25 protein-coding genes are annotated in these 23,494 nt (G+C 71.8%); 8 read left to right on the top strand and 17 right to left on the bottom strand.

Features of this window, described 5'->3' with window-relative positions; translation table 11 throughout:
* The first annotated feature begins 4 nt into the window (after window positions 1-4).
* On the top strand, window positions 5-1,504 hold the full coding sequence (locus tag ACIG87_RS12935; RefSeq protein WP_396850687.1) for an aldehyde dehydrogenase family protein: 1,500 nt from the start codon (window positions 5-7) through the stop codon (window positions 1,502-1,504).
* Between the two features lie 49 nt (window positions 1,505-1,553).
* Here ACIG87_RS12935 and nucS read toward each other — a convergent pair whose 3' ends face one another.
* Window positions 1,554-2,213 carry an endonuclease NucS gene (gene nucS, locus ACIG87_RS12930; protein ID WP_396850686.1) on the bottom strand — a complete coding sequence of 220 codons (660 nt, stop codon included), beginning with the start codon at window positions 2,211-2,213 and terminating at the stop codon, window positions 1,554-1,556.
* Between the two features lie 71 nt (window positions 2,214-2,284).
* Here nucS and ACIG87_RS12925 point away from each other — a divergent pair, with 71 nt between their 5' ends.
* Entirely contained in the window at window positions 2,285-2,902 is a 618-nt protein-coding gene (locus ACIG87_RS12925) for a DUF4126 domain-containing protein (RefSeq protein WP_396850829.1), read from the top strand.
* Window positions 2,903-2,968: 66 nt separating this feature from the next.
* On the opposite strand, the gene ACIG87_RS12920 is transcribed toward ACIG87_RS12925, so the two are convergent.
* Window positions 2,969-3,565, bottom strand: a complete 597-nt coding sequence (locus ACIG87_RS12920; RefSeq protein ID WP_396850685.1) for a hypothetical protein — start codon at window positions 3,563-3,565, stop codon at window positions 2,969-2,971.
* Window positions 3,566-4,234: 669 nt separating this feature from the next.
* On the opposite strand from ACIG87_RS12920, the gene ACIG87_RS12915 reads away from it, so the two are divergent.
* Window positions 4,235-4,531 (top strand): DUF1540 domain-containing protein, encoded by a 297-nt coding sequence (locus tag ACIG87_RS12915; protein WP_396850684.1) that lies wholly within the window; start codon window positions 4,235-4,237, stop codon window positions 4,529-4,531.
* A gap of 46 nt (window positions 4,532-4,577) precedes the next feature.
* Here the strand turns inward: ACIG87_RS12915 and ACIG87_RS12910 are convergent, their stop codons facing one another.
* A complete protein-coding gene (locus ACIG87_RS12910; protein WP_396850683.1) occupies window positions 4,578-6,584 on the bottom strand; it encodes a protein meaA in 2,007 nt (668 codons plus the stop codon).
* Between the two features lie 151 nt (window positions 6,585-6,735).
* Here ACIG87_RS12910 and ACIG87_RS12905 point away from each other — a divergent pair, with 151 nt between their 5' ends.
* Both ACIG87_RS12905 and ACIG87_RS12900 read left to right on the top strand, forming a co-directional pair.
* Window positions 6,736-7,584, top strand: coding sequence for an ABC transporter ATP-binding protein (locus ACIG87_RS12905; protein WP_396850682.1), 849 nt, complete (start codon window positions 6,736-6,738; stop codon window positions 7,582-7,584).
* Window positions 7,581-8,426 (top strand): ABC transporter permease, encoded by an 846-nt coding sequence (locus tag ACIG87_RS12900; RefSeq protein WP_396850681.1) that lies wholly within the window; start codon window positions 7,581-7,583, stop codon window positions 8,424-8,426. The genes ACIG87_RS12905 and ACIG87_RS12900 overlap by 4 nt, the downstream gene beginning before the upstream one ends.
* A 112-nt stretch (window positions 8,427-8,538) precedes the next feature.
* On the opposite strand, the gene ACIG87_RS12895 is transcribed toward ACIG87_RS12900, so the two are convergent.
* Window positions 8,539-9,387, bottom strand: coding sequence for a 3-hydroxyacyl-CoA dehydrogenase family protein (locus ACIG87_RS12895; RefSeq protein ID WP_396850680.1), 849 nt, complete (start codon window positions 9,385-9,387; stop codon window positions 8,539-8,541).
* A gap of 131 nt (window positions 9,388-9,518) precedes the next feature.
* Window positions 9,519-10,958, bottom strand: a complete 1,440-nt coding sequence (murA, locus tag ACIG87_RS12890) for a UDP-N-acetylglucosamine 1-carboxyvinyltransferase (RefSeq protein WP_396850679.1) — start codon at window positions 10,956-10,958, stop codon at window positions 9,519-9,521.
* Here murA and ACIG87_RS12885 point away from each other — a divergent pair.
* Both ACIG87_RS12885 and ACIG87_RS12880 read left to right on the top strand, forming a co-directional pair.
* Window positions 10,957-11,529, top strand: a complete 573-nt coding sequence (locus ACIG87_RS12885) for a cob(I)yrinic acid a,c-diamide adenosyltransferase (RefSeq protein ID WP_396850678.1) — start codon at window positions 10,957-10,959, stop codon at window positions 11,527-11,529. The genes murA and ACIG87_RS12885 overlap by 2 nt on opposite strands.
* The gene (locus tag ACIG87_RS12880; RefSeq protein ID WP_396850677.1) at window positions 11,505-11,924 is read left to right on the top strand and encodes a VOC family protein; all 420 of its coding nucleotides are present in this window, start codon (window positions 11,505-11,507) and stop codon (window positions 11,922-11,924) included. Before ACIG87_RS12885 ends, ACIG87_RS12880 begins: the two co-directional genes overlap by 25 nt.
* A 22-nt stretch (window positions 11,925-11,946) precedes the next feature.
* On the opposite strand, the gene ACIG87_RS12875 is transcribed toward ACIG87_RS12880, so the two are convergent.
* The 3 genes from ACIG87_RS12875 to ACIG87_RS12865 form a co-directional block, all read right to left on the bottom strand.
* A complete protein-coding gene (locus tag ACIG87_RS12875; RefSeq protein ID WP_396850676.1) occupies window positions 11,947-12,675 on the bottom strand; it encodes a DedA family protein in 729 nt (242 codons plus the stop codon).
* An 82-nt stretch (window positions 12,676-12,757) separates the two neighbouring features.
* Complete coding sequence (locus ACIG87_RS12870; protein WP_396850675.1) at window positions 12,758-13,456, bottom strand: response regulator; 699 nt, start codon at window positions 13,454-13,456, stop codon at window positions 12,758-12,760.
* Complete coding sequence (locus tag ACIG87_RS12865) at window positions 13,453-14,634, bottom strand: sensor histidine kinase (RefSeq protein WP_396850674.1); 1,182 nt, start codon at window positions 14,632-14,634, stop codon at window positions 13,453-13,455. The genes ACIG87_RS12870 and ACIG87_RS12865 overlap by 4 nt, the downstream gene beginning before the upstream one ends.
* 129 nt (window positions 14,635-14,763) lie before the next feature.
* Here ACIG87_RS12865 and ACIG87_RS12860 point away from each other — a divergent pair, with 129 nt between their 5' ends.
* Entirely contained in the window at window positions 14,764-15,360 is a 597-nt protein-coding gene (locus ACIG87_RS12860; protein ID WP_396850673.1) for a class I SAM-dependent methyltransferase, read from the top strand.
* A 12-nt stretch (window positions 15,361-15,372) separates the two neighbouring features.
* Here ACIG87_RS12860 and ACIG87_RS12855 read toward each other — a convergent pair whose 3' ends face one another.
* The 9 genes from ACIG87_RS12855 to ACIG87_RS12815 all read right to left on the bottom strand — a co-directional run bounded on the left by ACIG87_RS12855 (window position 15,373) and on the right by ACIG87_RS12815 (window position 23,479).
* Complete coding sequence (locus ACIG87_RS12855; protein ID WP_396850672.1) at window positions 15,373-15,828, bottom strand: DUF2550 domain-containing protein; 456 nt, start codon at window positions 15,826-15,828, stop codon at window positions 15,373-15,375.
* Between the two features lie 12 nt (window positions 15,829-15,840).
* Window positions 15,841-16,119, bottom strand: coding sequence for a F0F1 ATP synthase subunit epsilon (locus tag ACIG87_RS12850; RefSeq protein ID WP_067312863.1), 279 nt, complete (start codon window positions 16,117-16,119; stop codon window positions 15,841-15,843).
* Window positions 16,120-16,343: 224 nt separating this feature from the next.
* On the bottom strand, window positions 16,344-17,486 hold the full coding sequence (locus ACIG87_RS12845) for an LCP family protein (RefSeq protein ID WP_396850671.1): 1,143 nt from the start codon (window positions 17,484-17,486) through the stop codon (window positions 16,344-16,346).
* 248 nt (window positions 17,487-17,734) lie between these two features.
* On the bottom strand, window positions 17,735-19,192 hold the full coding sequence (atpD, locus tag ACIG87_RS12840; protein WP_396850670.1) for a F0F1 ATP synthase subunit beta: 1,458 nt from the start codon (window positions 19,190-19,192) through the stop codon (window positions 17,735-17,737).
* Window positions 19,192-20,121: a F0F1 ATP synthase subunit gamma gene (locus ACIG87_RS12835; protein WP_396850669.1), complete on the bottom strand. Its 930-nt coding sequence runs from the start codon at window positions 20,119-20,121 to the stop codon at window positions 19,192-19,194. The genes atpD and ACIG87_RS12835 overlap by 1 nt, the downstream gene beginning before the upstream one ends.
* A gap of 9 nt (window positions 20,122-20,130) precedes the next feature.
* Complete coding sequence (gene atpA / locus ACIG87_RS12830; protein WP_396850668.1) at window positions 20,131-21,774, bottom strand: F0F1 ATP synthase subunit alpha; 1,644 nt, start codon at window positions 21,772-21,774, stop codon at window positions 20,131-20,133.
* A gap of 87 nt (window positions 21,775-21,861) precedes the next feature.
* Window positions 21,862-22,683, bottom strand: coding sequence for a F0F1 ATP synthase subunit delta (locus tag ACIG87_RS12825; protein ID WP_396850667.1), 822 nt, complete (start codon window positions 22,681-22,683; stop codon window positions 21,862-21,864).
* Complete coding sequence (locus ACIG87_RS12820; protein ID WP_328343454.1) at window positions 22,683-23,222, bottom strand: F0F1 ATP synthase subunit B; 540 nt, start codon at window positions 23,220-23,222, stop codon at window positions 22,683-22,685. Before ACIG87_RS12820 ends, ACIG87_RS12825 begins: the two co-directional genes overlap by 1 nt.
* A 26-nt stretch (window positions 23,223-23,248) precedes the next feature.
* A complete protein-coding gene (locus ACIG87_RS12815) occupies window positions 23,249-23,479 on the bottom strand; it encodes an ATP synthase F0 subunit C (RefSeq protein WP_120730471.1) in 231 nt (76 codons plus the stop codon).
* Between the last annotated feature and the right edge of the window lie 15 nt (window positions 23,480-23,494).

Here is a 23,494-nt window from a genome sequence, read left to right as displayed (position 1 = left end):
CGCCATGACGGCTGTGCAGGTCCCGGGTGTCCCGGTCATCTCCGACGGTCGGCTGGTCTCGACGAGCCCGGCCACCGGAGCCGAGGCCGGCAGCCTGCCGGTCGCCACCGCCGAGGAGGTGGCCCGCGCGGTCACCCGCGCCCGGACGGCCGGACAGTGGTGGGCCGGTCTCGGCTTCACCGGCCGCCGTGCGCGGCTGCTGCGCTGGCGGGCCCTGCTCGCCCAACGGATCGAAGAGCTGGCCGAGCTGATCCACGCCGAGAGCGGCAAGCCGGTCGGTGACGGAGTCGTCGAGATCCTCACCGCCATCGAACACATCGACTGGGCGGCCCGCAACGCCCGTCGGGTGCTGGGGCCACGCCGGGTCCGGTCCCGGCTGATCCTCGCCGAGTTCTCCGGCCACCTGGAATACCAACCGCACGGCGTGGTCGGGGTGATCGGCCCGTGGAACTACCCGGTCTTCACCCCGATCGGCTCCGCCGCGTACGCGCTGGCCGCCGGCAACGCGGTCGTCCTCAAGCCCAGCGAGTACACCCCCGTGGTCGGTCAGTGGCTGGTCGACGCGTTCGCCGAGGTGGTGCCGGAGCAGCCGGTGTTCACGGCGGTACACGGCCTGGGCGACGTCGGCGCGGCGCTGTGCCGCTCGGGCGTGGACAAGCTGGCCTTCACCGGCTCGACGGCGACCGCCCGGAAGGTGATGGCGGCCTGTGCCGAGTCGCTGACCCCGGTGCTGCTGGAGGCCGGCGGCAAGGACGCGATGATCGTGGACGCGGACGCCGACCTGGACGCCGCCGCCGAGGCGTGTGTCTGGGGCGCGCTGACCAACGCCGGCCAGACCTGCATCGGCATCGAACGGGTCTACGCGGTGACGCCGGTCTACGACGCGTTCGTCGGCAAGGTGGTCGCCCGCGCCGAACGACTGACCGTCGGCGCGGACGGGGCCGACATCGGTCCGATCACCATGCCGAGCCAGCTCGACGTGATCCGTCGGCACATCGACGACGCCATCGACGCCGGGGGGCGGGCGGTGCTGGGCGGCCCCGCCGCCGTACAGCCGCCGTACGTGCACCCGACGGTGCTGGTGGACGTCCCCGAGTCCGCGTCGGCCATCCGCGAGGAGACCTTCGGTCCCACCGTGACCATCAGCCGGGTCGCCGACGCCGACGAGGCCGTACGCCTGGCCAACGCCCTGCCGTACGGCCTGGGGGGTTCGGTCTTCGGCCGCCGCGACGCGATGGCGATCGCCCGACGGCTGCGCTCGGGGATGGCCTCGGTCAACTCGGCGCTCGCCTTCGCCGGGATGTCCACGCTGCCGTTCGGCGGGGTGGGCGACTCGGGCTTCGGCCGGATTCACGGCGAGGACGGGCTGCGCGAGTTCGGTCGGGCCAAGTCGGTCACCAAGCGGCGGGCCCGGTCGCTGCTGCCTGCGATGACCTTCGAGCGGACCCCGACCGACGTGGCCCGCATCGTCAAGGTCACCAAAGCGCTGTACGGCCGACGCTGACCCCGGCCCCCGGCCCCCGGTCAGCCGGGACCGGCGAGGCCAGTCGCGGTCAGAAGAGGGTCAGCTCGTCGCGCACGATGCCGCGCAGCCGGTCGTAGTCGACGACCACGCAGCGGATGCCCCGGTCGGTGGCGAGCACCCGGGCCTGCGGCTTGATCTCCTGCGCGGCGAAGACGCCGGCCACCGGGGCGAGCAGCGGGTCGCGGTTCATCAGTTCGAGGTAGCGGGTGAGCTGCTCGACCCCGTCGATGTCGCCACGCCGCTTGACCTCGACGGCGACCGCACCGGAGTCGGCGTCCCGGCAGAGCAGGTCGACCGGGCCGATCGCGGTCATGTACTCGCGCCGGACCAGGGTGTAGCCGGCCCCGAGGGTCTCCGGGTTGGCGGCCAGCAACTCCTGGAGGTGCGCCTCGACGCCGTCCTTGCGCAGCCCCGGGTCGACCCCCAGTTCGTACGAGGTGTCCTGGAAGATCTCCGCCAGGTTGATCCGTAGCTCCTCGCCGGCCTTGTTGACCACCCGCCACACGCCGGGGGCCTCCTCCAGCCGACAGGGCGGGCTCATCCAGTTCAACGGCTTGTACGCCCGGTCGTCGGCGTGGATCGACACCGAGCCGTCCGCCTTCACCATGAGCAGGCGGGTGGCCAGCGGCAGGTGCGCCGAGAGCCGTCCGACATAGTCCACCGAGCACTTCGCAATCACCAGACGCACCCGACGAGGGTAGCGGAGGACCGGCGAGTCACCGTCGAGCGGCACTGGCGTGCCGGTGCGATGCTGAGATGGTGCTCGAAGTCCTCACCGGTACCGGGCTCGCCGCCTCGGCGGGCCTGAACGCCTACATTCCCCTGCTCACCATGGGCCTGCTCGCCCGCTACACCAGCCTGATCGACCTGCCGGGCGGCTGGCAGTGGCTGGGCAACGGCTGGGTGCTGGCGATCCTCGCGGCGCTGCTCGCGGTCGAGGTCGTCGCCGACAAGGTGCCCGTGGTCGACCACGTCAACGACGTCGTCCAGACCGTGGTCCGCCCCACCGCCGGTGGCCTCGCCTTCGGTGCCGGTTCGGGCTCCGAGACGGTGACGGTGAGCGACCCGGGCGGGTTCTTCACCTCCCACCAGTGGGTGCCGGTGGCTGCGGGGGTGGCCATCGCGCTCGGCGTGCACCTGTTCAAGGCGGCGGCCCGACCGGTGGTCAACGCGACCACGGCGGGCTTCGGGGCACCGGTGGCCAGCACCGCCGAGGACGCGACCAGCGTGCTGATGTCCCTGGTGGCGATCATCCTGCCGGTGCTGGTGCTGGCGTTCCTGCTGGGCATGGTGGCGTTCGTGGTCTGGTTCCTGCGTCGCCGCAGGGACCGCCGCCGGGAACGTGAGGCGGCCCGCGCCGCCGGCTACCGGGTCTGACCCCGCGCCGCAGACGCCGATGGCCGGCACCCCGGGCGGGGTGCCGGCCATCGTTGTCGTACGGGGTCAGCTGTTCCAGTGCTCGGCGACCAGGTCGGCGGCCTGCTGCTCCCACTGGGCGTAGTGGTCGGGGTACGCCGAGACCTGCACGGTCTGGGCGGCCCTGGTCAGCGGCATGTCCTGCCAGCCGTCGACCTGCTTGAGGCTCTTGAGGAACGCCATGGTGGCGTACTCGGGGTCGGTGATCTGCTCGACCGTGCCCCAACCGCTCGACGGACGCTGCTGGAACAGGCCCTGCGAGTCGTGGTCGTTGCGGTCACCCAGGTGGCCCAGGTTCTCCAGCTTGGACTCCTGGAGGCTGGTCGCGATGGCGACCACTGCCGCCCGCTCGTCCAGGCCCGACTTCTTGGTCGCGGCGATGATCGCCTCGACGTTGGCGGTCTGCTCGTCACCCAGGTCGATGCGGGACTGCTCACCCTGCACGCCGTGCGGGATCAGCTTGCCCTTGTCCACCGCAGGCTTGTCGGCCTGCACCACGGCCACCGTGTGGTCGGTGGCGGTCGACTCGGCGGCACCATGGTTCAGCGGGCCGGCGGCGAGGCCACCGGCGACGGCCAGACCGGCGATACCGAGAACGCTCTTGCGCAGAATGGTGGTAGTCATGGGGGATGCTCCTTCGAGGGTCGACGCCACCGGGCCGGTCGGGGGACCGGGCCGCCGGTCTGGGCCGGCGGCGGGCGGCGTAAGCACCACGACGAGGCGCTCATGCGGGGGGAAGTTCGATCAGTCTCCGGCGGGCTTGCCGCTCGCGCCGGGACCATGTGTAACGACCGGGGGCCCCACGTCATTCCGGGGCGCTGCCCGCTCCGGGCTGGCCGGGCGGGGTGCTGCTGTGGTCGTACGGAGGGTGTAACGACTGCGGCCCGGCCGGGATTCCGTCGTCAGCGTGCCCCCGGTCACGGGACGCGCCACCCCAGACCACCCGGACCGGGACACCCTCACCCCCAGCCACCCGCACAGATCCGGACATCCGGAGCACCTGGCGGCGCTCCCCGCGCCCGGCCCACCCGACACCTCCGGGCCACTCCCCCGCGCCCGACACCACATCGCCGCAATGCCCCGGCCGTCCGAGCCCTTGACCCCTTCGCGCCTGACCCCTTGATCGTCTACGCCTCAGCGGCACCCGCCCCGGCGTGTCGAGTCGCCCGGACGTAGACGATCAAGGGGCGGGGCGGGGCTGGGCGGATCGGTGGGGTGGTCGGTGGGGGAACTTGGTGCGCCTTGGTGCGCAAATGCCTAATATCGGGCATACACACCGAGAGGGAGGTTGTCATGACCGCAGCGATGGAAATGCCCCGGGTCCAGGAGTGCGCGGCATCGTCCTGCTCCTACAACCACACCAACAACTGCCACGCGTTCGCCATCACCATCGGCAGCAGCGACCACGCCCACTGCCACACCTTCGTGGAGTCGCCGGTACGCGGTGGGCTCGACCAGCTCATCGCCCAGGTCGGCGCGTGCAGTCGGTCCGACTGCACGCACAACTCGGATCTGGAGTGTCACGCCCCGGGGATCACCGTCGGCGGGGGCACCGACGTCGCCGACTGCATGACGTACCGGGGCCGCTGAGGGGCCAGCCGACGTGGCCGGAAGACCCCGACACAGGGCCTTCCGGTCACGCCAGGCCGTTGGCGTCGCGGATGACGGTCACCAGGTCGTCGATGATGCCGGTGAGGACGAAGTCCTTCGGCGTGAAGACCCGGGCCACCCCGGCGGCCCGCAGCGCGTCGGCGTCCCCGGTGGGGATGATGCCGCCGACCACCACCGGCAGGTCGCCCCGGCCGGCGGCGCGCAGGCCGTCCAGCACCGCCGGCACGGCCGCCAGGTGTGAGCCGGAGAGCACCGAGAGGCCGACCAGGTCGACGTCCTCCTCCACGGCGGCGGCGACGATCTGCCCGGCGGTCAACCGGATGCCCTGGTAGACCACCTCGAAGCCGGCGTCGCGGGCGCGCACCGCGATCTGCTCGGCGCCGTTGGAGTGCCCGTCCAGGCCGGGCTTGCCGACCAGCAGCCGCAGCCGCCCGCTGCCCAGCTCCTCCGCGGTGCGGGCGACCCGCTGCCGGACCGCCGCCAGGGTGGCGTCCCCGCCGGCCCCGGCCGCCCCGGTCAACCCGGTCGGTGCCCGGTACTCGCCGAAGACCTGCCGCAGTGCGCCGGCCCACTCGCCGGTGGTCACCCCCGCCCGCACGCAGTCCAGCGTCGCCGGCATCAGGTTCACCGTGGTCGCGGCGTCCGCCCGGAGCCGGGCCAGGGCCGCGTCCACCGCCACCGCGTCCCGGGCGGCCCGCCACCGGCGTACGGCGGCGGTGGCCGTCGCCTCCACCGCCGGGTCGACCTGCTCGACGGCCTGCGCCCCGGCGGCGGTCAGCGGGGACGGCTCGGTCTCGGTGAACCGGTTGACGCCGACCACCACGTCGGCGCCGGACTCCATCCGGCGGCGGCGCTCGGCCAGCGAGGCGACCAGGGCGCTCTTGAGGTAGCCGGTCTCCACGGCGGCCACCACCCCGCCCATGTCGAGCACCGTCGCCAGCTCGACCCGCGCCCCGGCGACGATCCCGTCGACCAGGCCGGTCATCACGTGCGAGCCGGCGAACAGGTCCGGGTATTCGAGCAGGTCCGACTCGTACGCCAGGACCTGTTGCATGCGCAGCGACCACTGCTGGTCCCACGGGCGGGGCAGGCCGAGCGCCTCGTTCCAGGCGGGCAGTTGCACCGCGCGGGCGCGGGCGTCCCGGGAGAAGGTGACGCCGAGCATCTCCAGCACGATGCGCGGGATGTTGTTCTCCGGCTGCGCCTCGGTCAGGCCCAGCGAGTTGACCTGGACGCCGTAGCGGAACCGGCGCTGCTTCGGGTCGACCACGCCGTAGCGGTCCCGGGTGATCTCGTCCCAGAGCAGGCCGAAGGCGCGCATCTTGGCGATCTCCTCGACGAACCGCACCCCGGCGTTGACGAAGAAGCTGATCCGGGCGACGACGTCACCCATCCGCTCGGCGGGCACCTGGCCGCAGTCCCGCACCGCGTCGAGCACGGCGACGGCGGTCGCCAGGGCGAAACCGACCTCCTGCACCGGCGTCGCGCCGGCCTCCTGGAGGTGGTACGAGCAGATGTTGACCGGGTTCCACCGGGGCATCTCACCCAGCGTGTACGCGACGACGTCGGCGGTCAGCCGCAGCGACGCCGCCGGCGGGAAGATGTACGTCCCCCGGGACAGGTACTCCTTGATGATGTCGTTCTGCGTGGTGCCGGCGCAGCGGGTCAGGTCGGCACCCTGCTCGACGGCGACCGTGCGGTAGAGGCCGAGCAGCCACATCGCCGGCGCGTTGATCGTCATCGAGGTGTTGCCGTCGGCGAGCGGGATGCCGTCGAACAGGGCCCGCATGTCGCCGAGGTGGGCCACCGGCACGCCGACCCGGCCCACCTCACCGGCGGCCAGTTCGTGATCCGGGTCGTAGCCGGTCTGGGTGGGCAGGTCGAAGGCGACCGAGAGGCCGGTCTGACCCTTGGCCAGGTTGCGGCGGAAGAGCGCGTTGCTGGCCTCGGCGGAGGAGTGCCCGGCGTAGGTGCGCATCACCCAGGGGCGGTCGCGCTCCGGCAGCCGGCCCGGGAGTGCCTTCTCGTCCATGGCCGGAGTTTAAGTTACCGTTCAGTACATCGGACTGTGGAAAACCACACAGCTCCATGTCGGGGACAACGGGGTCGCCCCGACGCGAGATGGCCGACACCACCACACCCCCGGCCGCCGCCCTGGCCGGCCTGGTCGCACACTGGACGTCATGGATGACGAGCTCGCGATCTCCGTACGGGGACTGCGCAAGGCGTACGGCGACAACGTCGCGGTGGCGGGGGTGGACCTGGACGTCCGCCGGGGCGAGGTGTTCGCCCTGCTCGGCCCGAACGGCGCGGGCAAGACCACCACCGTGGAGATCCTGGAGGGCTACCGGCAGCGCGACGCCGGCGAGGTGAGCGTGCTCGGCAGCGATCCGGCCCGGCCGGCGGCCGACTGGCGCTCCCGGGTCGGCATCGTCCTCCAGGGCACCGGCGAGTTCGACGAGCTGACCGTCGCCGAGGTGGTCCGGCACTTCTCCGGCTTCTACCCCGGCGCGGACGACCCGGACAAGGTCGTCGAGCGGGTCGGGCTGGGGGCCAAGGCGACCGCCCGCACGCACACCCTCTCCGGCGGGCAGAAGCGCCGGCTCGACGTGGCGCTGGGCATCATCGGCCGCCCCGAGCTGCTCTTCCTCGACGAGCCCACCACCGGCTTCGATCCGGAGGCCCGGCGCGAGTTCTGGGAGCTGATCCGGGATCTCGCCGCCGCCGGCACCACCATCGTGCTCACCACCCACTACCTGGACGAGGCCGAGTCGCTCGCCGACCGGGTCGGGGTGATCGCCGCCGGCCGGTTGGTCGAGGTGGCCCCACCCGACCGGCTCGGCAACCGGCAGGACGCCCTGGCGACGGTCTCCTGGCGTACCCCGGACGGGAGGGTGGAGACGGCGGAGAGCGCGACGCCGACGGCGCTGGTGGCGGAGCTGGCCGCGCGCTTCGGCGGTGAGGTGCCCGGTCTGACGGTGACCCGGCCGACCCTGGAAGACGTCTACCTGAAGATGATCGGACACTCATGACCACCACGACGAAGCCGGCGGCCCCGGTCGCCGGCACCGGTGCCCGACGGATCGGGGCGGGCGCGCTCGCCCTGCGCCAGGGCCGGCTGGAGATCACCCAGTTCCTGCGCAGCCGGGAGTCCGTCGTCTTCACGATGGGCTTCCCGATCATCATGATCCTGATCTTCGCGTCGATCTTCGACGGGACGATCGGCGGCGGGGTGAAGTTCACCCAGTACTTCATCACCGGCATGATCGCGACCGGCCTGATGACGGTGAGCTTCCAGAACCTCGGCATCTGGATCCCGATCGAGCGGGACCGGGGCGTGCTCAAGCGCTATCGGGGCACCCCGATGCCGAAGTGGGTCTGGTTCGCCGGCAAGGTGATCATGGTGGTGGTGATCGGCATCGCCGAGACCGCGCTGCTGCTGGCCGTCGCCGTGGCGCTGTTCGACCTCGACCTGCCGGCCACCGCCGCGAAGTGGTTCACCTTCGGCTGGGTCGCGGTGCTCGGGGTGACCGCCTGCACCCTGTGCGGGATCGCCATCTCGTCGCTGGCCCGCACCGCGCGCAGCGGCTCCGCCGTGGTCACCCCGGTCTCCCTGGTGCTCCAGTTCATCTCCGGGGTGTTCTTCGTCTTCACCGAGCTGCCCGCCTGGATGCAGCAGGTGGCCGCGCTCTTCCCGCTCAAGTGGATGTGCCAGGGCCTGCGCGCGGTCTTCCTGCCGGAGAGCTTCGGCGCCCAGGAACCCGGCGGCTCCTTCGAGCTGGGGCGGGTGGCCCTGGTCCTCGCGCTGTGGTGCGTGATCGGCCTGGCGCTGTGCCTGACCACCTTCCGCTGGACCACCAAGCGCGACGGCTGACCCGCCGCGCGGGGCGGGCCGTGATCGACTCAGTGGTGCCGATACTGCGGTATCCGCTGGTGGGGATACCGCAGTATCGGCGACATTGCGAGCCGACCCGCCCCGGGCGGGGTCAGTAGGAGTAGAAGCCCTGGCCGGTCTTGCGGCCCAGGTCGCCGGCGGTGGCCATCCGCTGGAGCAGCTCCGGGGGGAAGAACTTCTCGTCGGCGGTGTCGGTGTAGATGTTCCTCGTGGCGTTCAACAGGACGTCCACGCCGGTCAGGTCGACCGTGGCCAGCGGGCCCATCGCGTGGCCGAAGCCGAGCTTGCAGGCGGTGTCCAGGTCCTCGGCCGACATCACGCCGGACTCGACAAGCTTGACCGCCTCCATGGCCAGCGCGCAGATCAGCCGGGTGGTGACGAAACCGGCGATGTCCCGGTTGACCACCACCACCGTCTTGCCGACCCCCTCGGCGAACGCCTTCGCCGTGGCGATGGTCGCGTCGCTGGTCTTGTAGCCGCGTACCAGCTCGCAGAGCTTCATCATCGGCACCGGGGAGAAGAAGTGGGTGCCGACGACCGACTCCGGCCGCTCGGTCACCGTGGCGATCCGGGTCACCGGGATCGCCGAGGTGTTGGTCGCCAGCACCGCGTCGGACCTGCAGATCTTGTCCAAGGCGCGGAACACCTCGTGCTTGATCTCGATCTTCTCGAAGACGGCCTCGACCACCACGTCCGCGTCGGCCGCCGCCTCCAGCTCGGTGGTCGGGGTGATCCGGCCCAGGGTCGCCTCCACCTCGGACGGGTCGATCTTCCCCTTCTCGGCGAACTTCGCCAGCGACCTGCGGATGCCGTCGAGGCCCCGCGTGGTGGCCGCGTCGTCCACGTCCCGCAGGGTCACCTGCCAGCCCGCCTGCGCCGCCACCTGGGCGATGCCGGAACCCATCAGTCCGGCCCCGACAACCGCGAGTCGACCCGCCATCTGCTTCTCCCTCGCTGCGATTGAGTGCTTGTCAGCACCCTAGTCGGCGAGCCTGAACGACCACTAAGCCCCGGCTGCCGGACCGGGCAGGGCCGGCAGGCGGATCAGCGGGCCAGGGCCCGGCAGGCGGGTCAGATGGTCAGGTCGGGGGACTCGGGGGCGGTGCCGCGCTCCACCTCCACGCCGAGCGCCCGCAGATCGGCCACGAAGTCCGGGTAGCCCCGGTCCACGTGGTGCACGTGGGAGACCTCGGTGACCCCGTCCGCGCAGAGCCCCGCGATGATCAGCCCGGCGCCGGCCCGGATGTCGGTGGCGCGTACCGGGGCGCCGGAGAGCCGTTCCCGGCCCCGTACCACGGCGTGGTGGCCGTCGGTCTTGATGTCCGCGCCGAGCCGCATCATCTCGTTGGCGAACATGAACCGGCCGTCGAAGATGTTCTCGGTGATCAGCGACGCCCCGTCGCTGACCGCCGCCAGGCCGATCGCCATCGGCAGCAGGTCGGTGGCGAAACCCGGGTACGGCAGGGTGACCACGTCGACGGCGGCGGGCCGGTCGTCGGCGCGTACCCGGAAGGCGTCGACCCGGGTCTCCACCAGCGCGCCGGCCGACACCAGCTTGTCCAGCGCGACCTCCAGGTAGGCCGGGTCGATCCCGGTGACCGTCACGTCCCCCCGGGTCATCGCCGCGCCGAACGCCCAGGTGCCGGCCACGATCCGGTCCCCCACCGTGGCGTGCCGCACCGGACGCAGGGCGGGTGCCCCGACGATGCGCAGCGTGGAGCTGCCGCAGCCGGAGATCCGGGCCCCCATCCGGTTGAGCATGGTGCAGAGGTCGACGATCTCCGGTTCCCGGGCCGCGTTGTCGATCACCGTCACGCCACGGGCCAGCACCGCCGCCATCACCAGGTTCTCGGTGGCGCCCACGCTCGGGAAGTCCAGCACGATCTCGGCGCCGTGCAGGCCGTCCGGGGCGGCGGCGATGACGAAGCCGTGCTCACCGGAGACCTCCGCGCCCATCCGGGCCAGCCCGGCGATGTGCATGTCCAGGCCCCGGGAGCCGATCGCGTCACCGCCCGGGTGGGCCACCCGCACGTAACCCCGGCGGGCCAGCAGCGGGCCGAGCACGCAGATCGACGCCCGCAGCCGACGGACCAGGTCGTAGTCGGCGTCCGCCCCGGGCTGCTCGGGTACGTCGATGACGACCGACCGGGACCGGGCCTGCCCGTCGTACCCGACCATCGGGTCCACCGGGTCGTCCGCCTCGAACCGGACCGCGCAGCCGAGCCGGCGCAGCACCTCGCCCATGATGGCGATGTCGGTGATCCGGGGAACGTTGGTGATCACCGTCCGCCCCGGCGCCAGCAGCGCCGCCGCCATCAGCTTCAGGGCGGAGTTCTTCGCCCCGACGACGTGCACCGTGCCGGCCAGCCGGGCATCCCCGCCCACCCGGATGACGTCGACGTCGTCGACCGCCGGGTCACCGGCGTCCCCCGGCCCCACCCCCGCCGGCCGACCGGCCGACGTCGGCCGCGCCGGGATCGTCAGGTCCGGTATCCGTAGGCTGTGCGTCATGGCCGTCCACCTCACGCGCATCTACACCAAGGCCGGCGATGCCGGCATGACCAGGCTGAGCAACAACGAGCAGGTGCCGAAGACCGATCCACGGATCGCCGCGTACGCGGATGTCGACGAGTGCAACGCCGCGCTCGGCGTGGCGCTCGCCCTGGGGCAGCTCGACGACGAGCTGCGGGCCGTGCTGGAGTCGATCCAGAACGACATGTTCGACGTCGGCGCCGACCTGGCCACCCCCGTCGAGCCGGAGCCGGCGTACCCGCCGCTGCGGGTCACCGAGGAGTACGTGGAACGCCTCGAAGGCTGGTGCGACGAGTACAACGGGCGTCTGAGCAAGCTCGACTCCTTCATCCTCCCCGGCGGCACTGCGGGCGCGGCGCTGCTGCACGTGGCACGGACTGTCGCCCGGCGCGCCGAACGGGCGGCCTGGGCCCTGGTCGCCCACGATCCGGATCGCACCAGCTCCCTTCCGGCAAAGTATCTCAACCGCCTCTCCGACCTGCTGTTCATCCTGTCAAGAACGGCCAACCCGGGCGGCGATGTGCTATGGGTGCCGGGCGGCAAGCGCTGACCACCGGCGGGCTGCACCACGTCGAGGTCTGGGTACCCGACCTGGCCGCCGCCAAGCGGAGCTGGGGCTGGCTGCTCGGTGAGCTCGGTTGGACGCCGTACCAGGACTGGCCGGCCGGCCGGTCCTGGCGGCACGGGCCGACGTACCTGGTCATGGAACAGTCACCTGCGCTCACCGGGCGGGTCCACGACCGGCTCGCCCCCGGCCTGAACCACCTGGCCTTCCACGCCGGTCCACCGGAGGCGGTGGACCGGCTGGTGGCCGCCGCGCCGGCCCACGGCTGGACGCTGCTCTTCGCCGACCGCCACCCGCACGCCGGCGGTCCGGACAGCTACACCGGTCACCTCACCGACCAGCAGGGTTACCAGGTCGAACTGGTCGCCGAGACCGACTGACCGGACGCCCACCAGGCCGGGGTCAGGAGCGGTCCAGCGCGCCACGGCGGGTCGGGGCGCTCCGTCCGGCGCCCGGCCGCCGGGAACCGGGCACCCGCCACCTCGGTGACCGACCCGGCCGGGCCACCCCGGAGCAGGGCCGGGTCGGTGCCCGCCGACGCCGGGCCCGGACCCGACGCCCGGTCAGCACGACCACCACGACCGCGACCAGCACGACCCCGGCAACGGACGGCAGCCCGGCGGACGCCGCGCCGGCCGCCCAGCCGAGCAGCACCGTCCCGGGCACCCAGACCAGCACCGCGATCCCGTCGAAGAACACGAACCGGGGGTACGGCAGCCCGGCTGCGCCGGCCACCCGGGGCACCAGGGTACGGACGAACGCGGTCCACCGGCCGAGCAGCACCGCCGTACCGCCCTGGGTGGCGATCAGCGCCTCGGCCCGCCGCCAGCGGTGCTCGCCGACCCACCGACCCAGCCGGCCGTCCCGTAGCCGGGGCCCGAACAGCCGACCCTCCAGGTAGCCGAGCTGATCCCCGACGAAGGCCGCGAGGGTGGTGACGGCGAGCGCCGTGCCGAGATCCAGCCGGCCGGTCCTCGCCAGTAGCCCGACGGTCAGCATCGTGGTCGCCGCCGGCAGCACCAGCCCGACCAGCAGGCCCACCTCGGCGGCGAGCACCGCCGCCGCGGTCAGCAGGACGTATCCGGGCGGTAGGGTGCCGAGGCGGTCCAGCAGGGAATCCACGAAGGTCATGTCGACAAGCGTGGTGCAGCGGGTCGGGCCCGCCGGTCCTCCCGGCGGCCGGGCCGGGTCCTCCGGGTGGCCGGTCGGTCCCCTAGGGTGCCCCCGGAACGGCCACCGGGTTGAAGTCGTCGTCCACCAGTCCGAGCCGGTGCGCCACCACCGCCGCCTGCACCCGGTTGCGCAGCTCCAGCTTCTCCATCGCCGCCGAGACATGGGTCTTCACCGTGGTGATCCCCAGGTGCAGCCGGGTGCCGATCTCCGCGTTGGACAGGCCGGTGCCGACCAGCGCCAGCACCTCCCGCTCCCGGGGGCTGAGCAGCCTCAGCTCCGGCTGCGGCGCGCTGGGCGCCGGCAGCGACTCGCGGTCGTGGGCGGTGATCGCCCGGCGGACGATCCGGGCCAACACCGGCGGCGCCACCAGCGCCTCGCCCCGGGAAGCCCGGCTCACCGCCTCGATCAACTCCTCGGGCACGCCGTCCTTCACCAGGTAGCCGATCGCCCCGGCGCCCAACGCGCCGTAGACGTCGGCGTCGTCGGCGAAGGTGGTCAGCACCACGACCCGGACCCCTGGTTGCCGGGCGAGGATCCGGCGGGTCGCCTCGATGCCGCCCATCCGGGGCATCCGCAGATCCATCAGGACGATGTCGGGACGCAACCGCTCGGTGAGCCGGACGGCCTCGTGGCCGTCCCCCGCCTCGCCGACGATCTCGAACCCGCCGGCCGTCCGCAACAACAGCCCCACTCCGGCCCGGACCAGCGCCTGGTCGTCCACGACGAGCACCCGGATCACGACGCCTCCCGTACCGGCAGCCGGGCCAGCAACTGCCACCCGCCGCTGTGGGTCGGCCCGGCGGTCAGGGTGCCGCCCAGCAGCCCCACCCGCTCCCGCATCCCGGCCAGCCCGTGCCCGGACGAGGGCAGGACCGGGCCGACGCGGGGGTGTTCCGGGCCGCTGTCGCGCACCTCGACCAGCAGCCCGACCGGCTCCGACCGGACGACCACGGTGGCCGTCGCGCCCGGACCGGCGTGCTTGAGACTGTTGGTCAGCCCCTCCTGGATCACCCGGGCGGCGGTGGTGCGCACCACCAGCGGGGTGCTGGCCGCCCGCTCGTCCATGGTGACCTGCACGGCCAGGCCGGCGGCCCGCACCAGTCGCTGCGCCTCGGTGATGATCTGTTCGGGCTCCACCATCGGCGCACCGCCCTCGATCGCCTCCGGGTCGCGCAGCACCTCCAGCAGCGCACGCAGCTCGTCCAGCACCCGGCCGGCGGTGGTCCGCAGGTCGCCGAGCGTCGCCACGGCCTCGTCCACCCGTCCGGTCCGCCGGGCGGCGTACTGGGCGGCCCCGGCCTGCAGGGCGATCGCCCCGACGTGGTGCGCGACGATGTCGTGCAGGTCCCTGGCGATGCTGGCCCGTTCGGCGAGCCGGGCGGCCCGGGTCTGCATCTCCTGCCGCGACTCGGCTTCCCGGGCCCGTTCCTCGGCTACCAGCGCGGCGTTGCGCAGCCCCCGCAGGTAACGGCCGAAGGCGACCGGCGCGGCCGACGAACCGACCAGCATGGTCAGCCGGAGCAGACCCGCGCCACCGGTCAGCACGGTCGGCGGGTGCGAGGCGAGAACCGTGTAGATCGCGACCGCGAGGAACAGCGCGAAGGCCGCGCCGGTGGTGGGCCAGTCCGCCCGGTACGCCACGAACCCCAGCGCCGCCGCGGCGCACAGCAGCGGGGTATCCGTGCCGAACGGCGCGACCTGGACCGCGGCCACCATCAACGCGCTCTCCACCACGAGCACCGGGCCGGGCCACCGACGTACGCCCACCAGGGCCAGCCCGGCGGTCACCGCGAGCGCCGCGTTGACGACCCGGTCGGTGCCCTCCGGGGACGCGCCGTTCAGCCCACTGGCCAGGCCCAGCCCGGCCGCGAGCAGCCCGAGCAGCAACTCCGGCCACCAGGCGCGCGTACCTCTCACCCGGCCAACCCTACGGAACGGCCGGCGGACGGCGGTCCTCCGAGCGGCCGCCCGACCTCCTCCGGGTGGCCGGTCCACCGGCCAGCGGGGCGATCCGGTGCCCCGGCCACCGTTCCTAGCCTCGGCGGCATGAGTGATTCGTGGACGTTCCTCAGCCAGTTCACCCGGCATCCGTTCACCGTCGGCGCGGTGGCCCCCAGCGGACCGGGGCTGGCTGCCGACATCACCGCGGCGGTACCCAGCACGGGTGATCCGGTCGTGGTCGAGCTGGGTCCGGGCACGGGCGCGTTCACCCAGGCCATCCAGCGCCGGCTCGACGGTCGGGGCCGGCACCTGGCGTTGGAGGTCAACCCGCGCTTCGCGGCTCGGGTGGCGCGGCGGTACCCGACGGTGGAGGTGGTGCTCGGCGACGCGGCGGCGCTCGGTGGCCTGCTTGCCGCACGGCGGCATCCGTCCGCCGACGTGGTGGTCAGCGGCCTGCCGTGGGCGGCGTTCCGGGAGAGCCGGCAGCGCAGCGTGCTGGACGCGGTGGCGGCCGGGCTCGGCGACGGGGGCGCCTTCACCACGTTCGCCTACCGGCACGCGCTGTGGGCACCGCCGGCCCGGCGGTTCCGCGGCCTGTTGCGGCAGGTGTTCGACGAGGTCACCGTGGGCCGTACGGTCTGGGGGAACCTGCCGCCGGCCCTGGTCTACCACTGTCGTCGCCCGGTCCGGGCCAGCGGCTGACCGCAGGCCGAGTCAGACTGCCGGCCAGTCCTGGGGGGCCATACGTGGCGAGGCCGCCCCGGGCGGGGCGGCCTCGATCCAGGAGGAGAAACCGGTCACCGTGGATCGGGCCATGGCGATCTCGACCGGCGCGTGTTGACTCGTACAGCGGAGGATCACCCAGTCGGCGGGCATGGAGAGCCGTTCCTGCCCCTCGGGGAGACGCCGTCGCTCGACCACCAGCTCCTTGCGGGAGAGCACCCGCTTGGGCCGCAGGGCGAAGCTGAACATCCGGTACCACCGGAGCTGGTCGCCGACGAACCGGGCGAAGCCGGGGGACCAGCCCCGACCGTCCAGAACGGTGGTGACCCGAACGCTCAGCCGGATGATGCCACCGCTACGGGTGACCAGGGCCCGCCGGACGAAGAGGATCAGGACTCCGGCCAGGATCACCGCGATGCCGATTCCGATCCCTTCGACGATCTCCATCGGCGGGTGGGCTCAGCGGGCCGGAGTGGCCGGGGTGGCGCTCTCGGCGAGCACTGTCACGCTCTCCGCGCCGACCGACAGGAACCCGCCGGTGATGTCGTAGGCGACCTGCTGGCCGCCGGCCTGCTTGATCCGGACCTGGCTGGGCTCGGCGAGCTGGCCGAGCAGCGGCGCGTGCCCTGGCAGCACACCCAGCTCGCCCTCGGTCGTGCGGGCGACGACCATCTCGGCCTCGCCGGACCAGACCTTCTCCTCGACGGCTACGAGGTCGACGTGAAGCTGCTGTGCCACGCTGTCTCCTTGCTGCGGCGGCGGATTGCCGAAAGTCTAGTCCGACCGCCGTGGCTACCCCAACGCGGGTGGCGAGACCCGCACCACCACCCGGCGTGTCGCCCCCGGGTAGTGCGCCGCCGGGCCGCCCGCACCTCGCTGTTGCGGGCCGGTCCGCCCCCTGTCCGGCATCCTGACCCGCCCGGTGCCGGGTCGGCCCACGCCGACCCGGCACCGGGCGGGGATCACTTGGTCTTGTTGCGCAACTCGGGATGTTCGAGCAGGAAGGCGTCCAACTGCTCGTTCTCGAGGGCGTCGAAGAAGTCGTCGGCGACGGGCAGGAACCGCTCCCCCTGGTACCCGGACCCGGTGCCGATCCCCTCCCCCGGCAGCTTGATCAGCTCGACGTTCTCCGAGCGGATGCCCTTGAGCGCGATGGCGAAGTCGACCACGCTGCTGCCCCGGCCGTTGAAGGTCAACGACTGGCCGGCGGCCCGGATCACCCGGTCCAGCTTGATCGGGTTGGTCACCACGTCGGCGCTGAACGCCTGGCTGACCATCGCCTTGATGAACTGCTGCTGGTGCCGCTGCCGGCCGTAGTCGGCGTCCGGGACGCCGTTCTTCGGGTAGCGCTGCCGGACGTAGTCCAGCGCCTGCCAGCCGCTGAGGTGCTGGTTGCCCTTCTTGTAGACCGCCTGCGGCCCGATGTAGCCGTCGCCGTACGGGTTGCCCTTGCGGTGCTTGCCGTTCGGCTCGCGGTGCTCGGACTTCACTTCCCGCTCGATGTACATGTCGACGCCGCCCATCGCGTCGACGATCTTCTGGAAGCCGGTGAAGTTGATGATCGCGCCGGCGTCGAACCGATCGATCCCGGTCGCCTTCTGCACGGTCTTGGCGAGCAGTTCGAAGCCCTGCGCGGCGCTGGGGTTCTTGCCCTCGACGATGCTGCCGTGCGACATGGCACCGTTGATCTTGCCGGAGCCGCCCCGGTAGCCGGCCTTGTCGAACTTGGGGATGTCGACGTACAGGTCACGCGGGATGGAGAAGATGTACGCCCGGTCCAGCGACTCCGGCACGTGCAGCACCATGATCGAGTCGGCCAGCGGCGGGGTCTTCGCGTCCCGCGGGTCGATCCCCACCAGCAGGATGTCGAGCGGACCCTTGACGTTGCTCTTGCGCTCCTGCGCCCCGGCCGCCTTGTCGCCGAAGAGGTCGGCCTTGCCGACCGAGCCCTCGTACCGGGACAACAGCGTCTCGTAGCCCACCAGGACCGCGCCGCTGAGCATCAGCAGCACCACCCCGAAGATGGTGCACGCCCGGGCCCAGCGCGGCACCCCCGACCAGATGGACGACTTGGCGCCGCCCTTGCCGGCCTTTGCCACGAGCATCTCCATTCGTCACGCCACGAGGATTCGTCACGAGGATTCGTCACGCCCATGAAGAGGAGACGGGCGCACACCGTCGAGAGGTTGCGTCGAACCGGCGCTCGTTCGGGAGCGTCGCGCTCGAAACGGTACCGTGCCCGCCCGGCGATCGCTCGCCCGGTAACCGGGCACCGGCCCCCACCAGGCGTGCAACGGCCGAAGGCCACCCCGGCGGTGCCGGGGTGGCCTTCGTGGGACGACTGTCGAGGGGCTCAGCCCTCCGACATCAGCTCCTTCGCCTTGCGCTCCAGGTCCTCCAGACCACCGCACATGAAGAAGGCCTGCTCGGGGAAGTGGTCGTACTCGCCCTCGCTGATCTTCTTGAACGCCTCGATGGTCTCGGCGATCGCGACGGTCGAGCCCGGCACGCCGGTGAACTGCTCGGCGGCGTAGGTGTTCTGCGAGAGGAACCGCTCGATCCGGCGGGCCCGGCCGACGGTGAGCTTGTCCTCCTCGGAGAGCTCCTCGATACCGAGGATCGCGATGATGTCCTGCAGGTCCTTGTAGCGCTGCAGGATCCGCTTCACCTCGGTCGCCACCGTGAAGTGCTCCTCGCCGACGAACTCCGGGGCGAGAATCCGGGACGAGGACGCCAGCGGGTCCACGGCCGGGTAGATGCCCTTGTCGGAGATCGACCGCTCCAGGTTGGTGGTCGCGTCCAGGTGGGCGAAGGTGGTGGCCGGCGCCGGGTCGGTGTAGTCGTCGGCGGGCACGTAGATCGCCTGGAGCGAGGTGATGGCCTGGCCCCGGACGGAGGTGATCCGCTCCTGGAGCTCGCCCATCTCGTCGGCCAGGGTCGGCTGGTAACCCACGGCGCTCGGCATCCGGCCGAGCAGCGTGGAGACCTCGGAACCGGCCTGGGTGAAACGGAAGATGTTGTCGATGAAGAGCAGCACCTCCTGCTTCTTCACGTCGCGGAAGTACTCGGCCATGGTCAGCGCGGAGAGCGCCACCCGCAGCCGGGTGCCCGGCGGCTCGTCCATCTGGCCGTAGACCAGCGCGGTCTTGTCGATGACGCCGGACTCGGTCATCTCGGCGATGAGGTCGTTGCCCTCACGGGTGCGCTCACCCACGCCGGCGAAGACCGACGTACCACCGAAGTTCCGGGCCACTCGGGTGATCATCTCCTGGATGAGCACCGTCTTGCCCACGCCCGCGCCGCCGAACAGGCCGATCTTGCCGCCCTTGACGTACGGGGCGAGCAGGTCGATGACCTTGATGCCGGTCTCCAGCATCTCGGTCTTCGGCTCCAGGTCCGCGAAGGCCGGGGCCTTGCGGTGGATGCCCCACCGGTCGTCCGCGTCGAGCGTCTCGCCCTCGGTGAGGTTGAGGCACTCGCCGATGGCGTTGAAGACGTGGCCCTTGACCGCGTCGCCCACCGGGACGGTGATCGGGGAACCGGTGTCGGTCACCTCGGCGCCCCGGACCAGACCGTCGGTCGGCTGCATCGAGATGGCGCGGATCAGGTTGTCACCCAGGTGCTGGGCGACCTCCAGGGTCAGCGTCTTCTCACCGCCGGAGAGGTTCACCTCGACGTGCAGGGCGTTGAACAGGGCCGGCATGGCGTCACGCGGGAACTCGGCGTCGACGACCGGGCCGATGACCCGGACCACGCGACCCGAGGCCGTCTGGGTCTCAGCTGGTCCACCAGCAACTGCGGATACAGTCATCACACTTCACTTCCCGACGCGGCCAGCGCGTTAGCGCCGCCGACGATCTCACTGATCTCCTGGGTGATCCCGGCCTGGCGGGCCGAGTTCATCTCACGCGTGTACTTCTCGATCATGTCCTCGGCGTTGTCGGTGGCGCTCTTCATCGCCCGCCGACGGGCCGCCGACTCACTCGCCGCCGACTCCAGCAACGCCGCGTAGATCCGCGTGTTGATGTACCTCGGCAACAGCGCGTCGAGCAGCGACTCCGCCTCCGGCTCGAACTCGTACGCCGGCAGCAGCCCCTCGGAGCGCGGCCGGTCCTCGACCTGCATCGGACCGATGACCTTCGTGACCGGGTTCTGGGTCATCAGGCTGTGGAACTCGGTGTAGACGATGTGCAGTTCGTCGATGCCGAGCACGCCGTCCGGCCCGGCGTCGCCGTCGGTGTCGTCCGCGCCGGCCGTGAACGCCGAGATCAGCGTCTCACCCACCGCACGGGCGTCGGCGAAGGTGGGCTGCTCCGAGAAGCCGGTCCAGTTCGCCGCGATCTCCCGGTTACGGAACCGGTAGAACGTCAGGCCCTTGCGCCCGATGACGTAGAGCACCGGCTCCTTGCCGTCGGCGGTGAGCCGGGCGATCAGCGACTCGGCGGTCCTGATCGCGTTGGAGCTGTACCCACCGGCCAGGCCCCGGTCCGAGGTGACCAGCAGGACGCCCGCCCGCCGCACCTGCTCGCGCGGGGTGAGCAGCGGGTGGTCGATCCGGGCGTTCGAGGCCAGCGCCGTGAGCACGCCGGTGATCGCCTGGGCGTACGGCAGGGACGCCGTCACCCGGGCCTGGGCCTTGGCGATGCGGCTCGTCGCCACGAGCTCCATCGCCTTGGTGATCTTCTTCATCCCCTTCGCCGAACGGATCCGCTGGCGAAGAACGCGTACCTGGGCCGCCATGAGTCAGCCCTACTGCTTCTCGGCGTCGCCGCCGGCGTAACGGGTGACCGTCTCCCGGTCCGCCTCGCCCTCCAGCGGCTTGGCGGGCGCGTCGTTGACCCGACGCTCGTCGGCCTTGCCGAGGAAGACCTGCTTGAACTCGGCGATCGCCGAGTCGAGCGAGGCCGCGATGTCGTCGCCCCACTTGCCGCCCGCGATCGTGGCCAGCACACCCTCGTGCTTGTGCCGCAGGTACTGGAGGAACTCCGACTCGAAGCGACGGATCTCGCCGACCGGGATGTCGTCCAGCTTGCCCTCGACACCGGCCCAGACCGAGACGACCTGCTCCTGCACCGGGTACGGCGAGTAGTTCGGCTGCTTGAGCAGCTCGACCAGCCGGGAACCCCGGTTCAGCTGCGCCTGCGACGCCTTGTCCAGGTCGGAGGCGAAGGCGGCGAACGCCTCCAGCTCACGGAACTGGGCCAGGTTGAGCCGCAGCGAGCCGGAGACCTTCTTCATCGGCTTCATCTGCGCGGCGCCACCGACCCGGGAGACCGAGGTGCCGACGTTGATGGCCGGCCGGACGCCCTGGTTGAACAGGTCGGACTCCAGGAAGATCTGGCCGTCGGTGATCGAGATGACGTTGGTCGGGATGAAGGCCGAGATGTCGTTGGCCTTCGTCTCGATGATCGGCAGGCCGGTCATCGAGCCGCCACCCAGCGCGTCGGAGAGCTTCGCGCAGCGCTCCAGCAGGCGGGAGTGCAGGTAGAAGACGTCACCCGGGTACGCCTCACGGCCCGGCGGGCGACGCAGCAGCAGCGACACGGCGCGGTACGCCTCGGCCTGCTTGCTCAGGTCGTCGAAGACGATCAGGACGTGCTTGCCGCCGTACATCCAGTGCTGCCCGATGGACGAGCCGGTGTACGGGGCGAGGTACTTGAAGCCGGCCGGGTCGGACGCCGGGGAGGCCACGATGGTGGTGTACTCCAGCGCGCCCGCGTCCTCCAGGATGCCCTTGATCGAGGCGATCGTGGAGGCCTTCTGGCCGATGGCGACGTAGATGCAGCGGACCTGCTTCTTCGGGTCGCCGGAGCGCCAGTTGTCCCGCTGGTTGAGGATGGTGTCCAGCGCGACGGTGGTCTTGCCGGTCTTCCGGTCGCCGATGATCAGCTGCCGCTGGCCCCGACCGATCGGGGTCATCGCGTCGATCGCCTTGATACCGGTCTGCAGCGGCTCGTCGACGGACTGCCGGGACATCACGTTCGGGGCCTGGAGCTCCAGCTCGCGGAAGCCCTCGTCGGCGATGTCGCCGAGGCCGTCGATCGGCTGGCCGAGCGCGTTGACCACGCGGCCGAGGAAGGCGTCGCCGACCGGTACGGAGAGCACCCGGCCGGTGCGCTTGACGCGCTGCCCCTCCTCCAGCTTGGCGGAGTCACCGAGAACGACGACGCCGATCTCCCGCACGTCGAGGTTCAACGCCACGCCGAGCGTGCCGTCCTCGAACTCCAGGAGCTCGTTGGTCATGGTCGAGGGCAGGCCCTCGACGTGGGCGATGCCGTCACCGGTGTCGGCGACGGTGCCGACCTCCTCGCGGGAGACGTCGGTCGAGTAGGAGGAGACGTAGCGCTCCAGGGCGCCGCGGATCTCCTCCGTCGAGATGGTCAGCTCGGCCATCCTCTGCTTCCTTAAGTATCAGGGGCCCGGGATACCTAGTACCGACCGGTCCGAATGGCGTCGATCAAAGGGCGGCGAGGCCGCGGGTCAGCGCTTCACGAGCGCGTTGCGGGTCTCGTTGAGGCGGCGCAGGACGGTGCCGTCGTACAGGTCGGAACCGACCCGCACGCTCACCCCACCGAGCACCTCCGGGTCGACCGTCTGCTTGACGGAAACCTCTCGACCGTACATCGCGGAGAGGCGGGCACCGAGCCGGCGTTCGTCCTGCTCACTCAACGGGGCAGCCACGGTCACGTAGGCGACCTGACGGTCCCGCCGATCGGCGGCCAGCTCGACCAGCCGGGTGAGCGCTCCGGTGAAGGAGCGTCCCCCGAACCCGCCGAGGGCCACCTCGACGAGGCGGACGGTGACCGGGCGGGCCTTGCCGTCGAGCAGCTCCCGGGCCAGCGCGGCCCGCTGCCCGACCGGGGCGATCGGGTCGGCCAGCGCCGCGGAGAGCGCGGACTGACCGCCGACCACCTGGCCGAAACGGAACAGCTCGTCCTCGACCTCACCGAGGTCGCCGGCGGAGTCGGCGCTGGCCAGCAACGCCTCCACGCCGAGCCGCTCGGTGCCGTCGAGCAGCTCCGACGGCGCCGACCAGCGGCCGGAGACCAGGCCGGTCAGCAGGTCGAGCGCGTCCGCGCCGATCTTGCCGGCCAGGATGCCGTTGAGCAGCGCACCCCGGTCGTCGCCGGTGCGGGCCGGGTCGGACAGCGCCCGGCGCAGCCGCGGCTCGCCCCGCAGCAGGGCGGCGACGGAGAGGATGTCGTCGGCGGTGGTGGCCACCGCCGACGGCTCCGCGCCGCGGACGTACGCGTCGAGGCGCTCGGCCGCGATCTTGTACGACTCCCGGCTGGCGGCCTGCATCAGCGGGCCCCCGTGCTCTCGAGGTTGCTCAGGAACCGGTCGACGGTGCCCTTGCGCCGTGCCTCGTCGGCCAGCGACTCGCCGACGATCTTGCTGGCCAGGTCGACCGCGATGGTGCCGACCTCGGTGCGCAGCTCGCGCACGATGGTGGCCCGCTCGGCGGCGAGTTGCTCCTTGCCGGCCGCGATGATCCGGTCGGACTCCTCCCGCGCCTTGCCGAGGATGTCCTGACGGATCCCCTCCGCGTCGGCTCGGGCGTCGTCCCGGATCTTGGCGGCGTCGGTACGCGCCTCGGCGAGCTGCGCGCGGTACTGCTCGAGGAGCTGGTTGGCCTCGGCCTGGGCGGCCTCGGCGCGCTTGATGCCACCCTCGATCGCGTCGACCCGGGCCTGGAACGTCTGCTCCATGCGAGGGAAGACGAACTTCATCAGCACGATGCAGAGCACGATGAAGGCGACGCCACCGACCACGATCTCCTGCCAGATCGGGAAGATCGGGTTGTGCGTCGACTCACCACCCTCTGCGGCGAGAAGGAACATGAGAGACCTCCCGGTCAGAGGGGGGATCAGGCGCCGGACCAGATGAAGCCGAAGGCGATGCCGAGCAGGGCGAGCGCCTCGATGACGGCGAAGCCGATCCAGACGTACGGCAGGGTCATCCGGGACGACTCCGGCTGCCGGGCGGTCGACTGGATGTAGGCGGCGAAGACCAGGCCGACACCGATACCCGGGCCGATGGCCGCGAGACCGTAGCCGATGGCGGCGGTGCTGCCCTCTACCGCGGCGTAGATGTCCATTAGTGGGTTCCTCCT

This window comes from Micromonospora sp. NPDC051925, assembly GCF_044548625.1.
Taxonomy (GTDB): domain Bacteria; phylum Actinomycetota; class Actinomycetes; order Mycobacteriales; family Micromonosporaceae; genus Micromonospora.
Note: the sequence above shows the minus strand (reverse complement) of the source record. Positions and strands in the feature narration are given on the sequence as shown.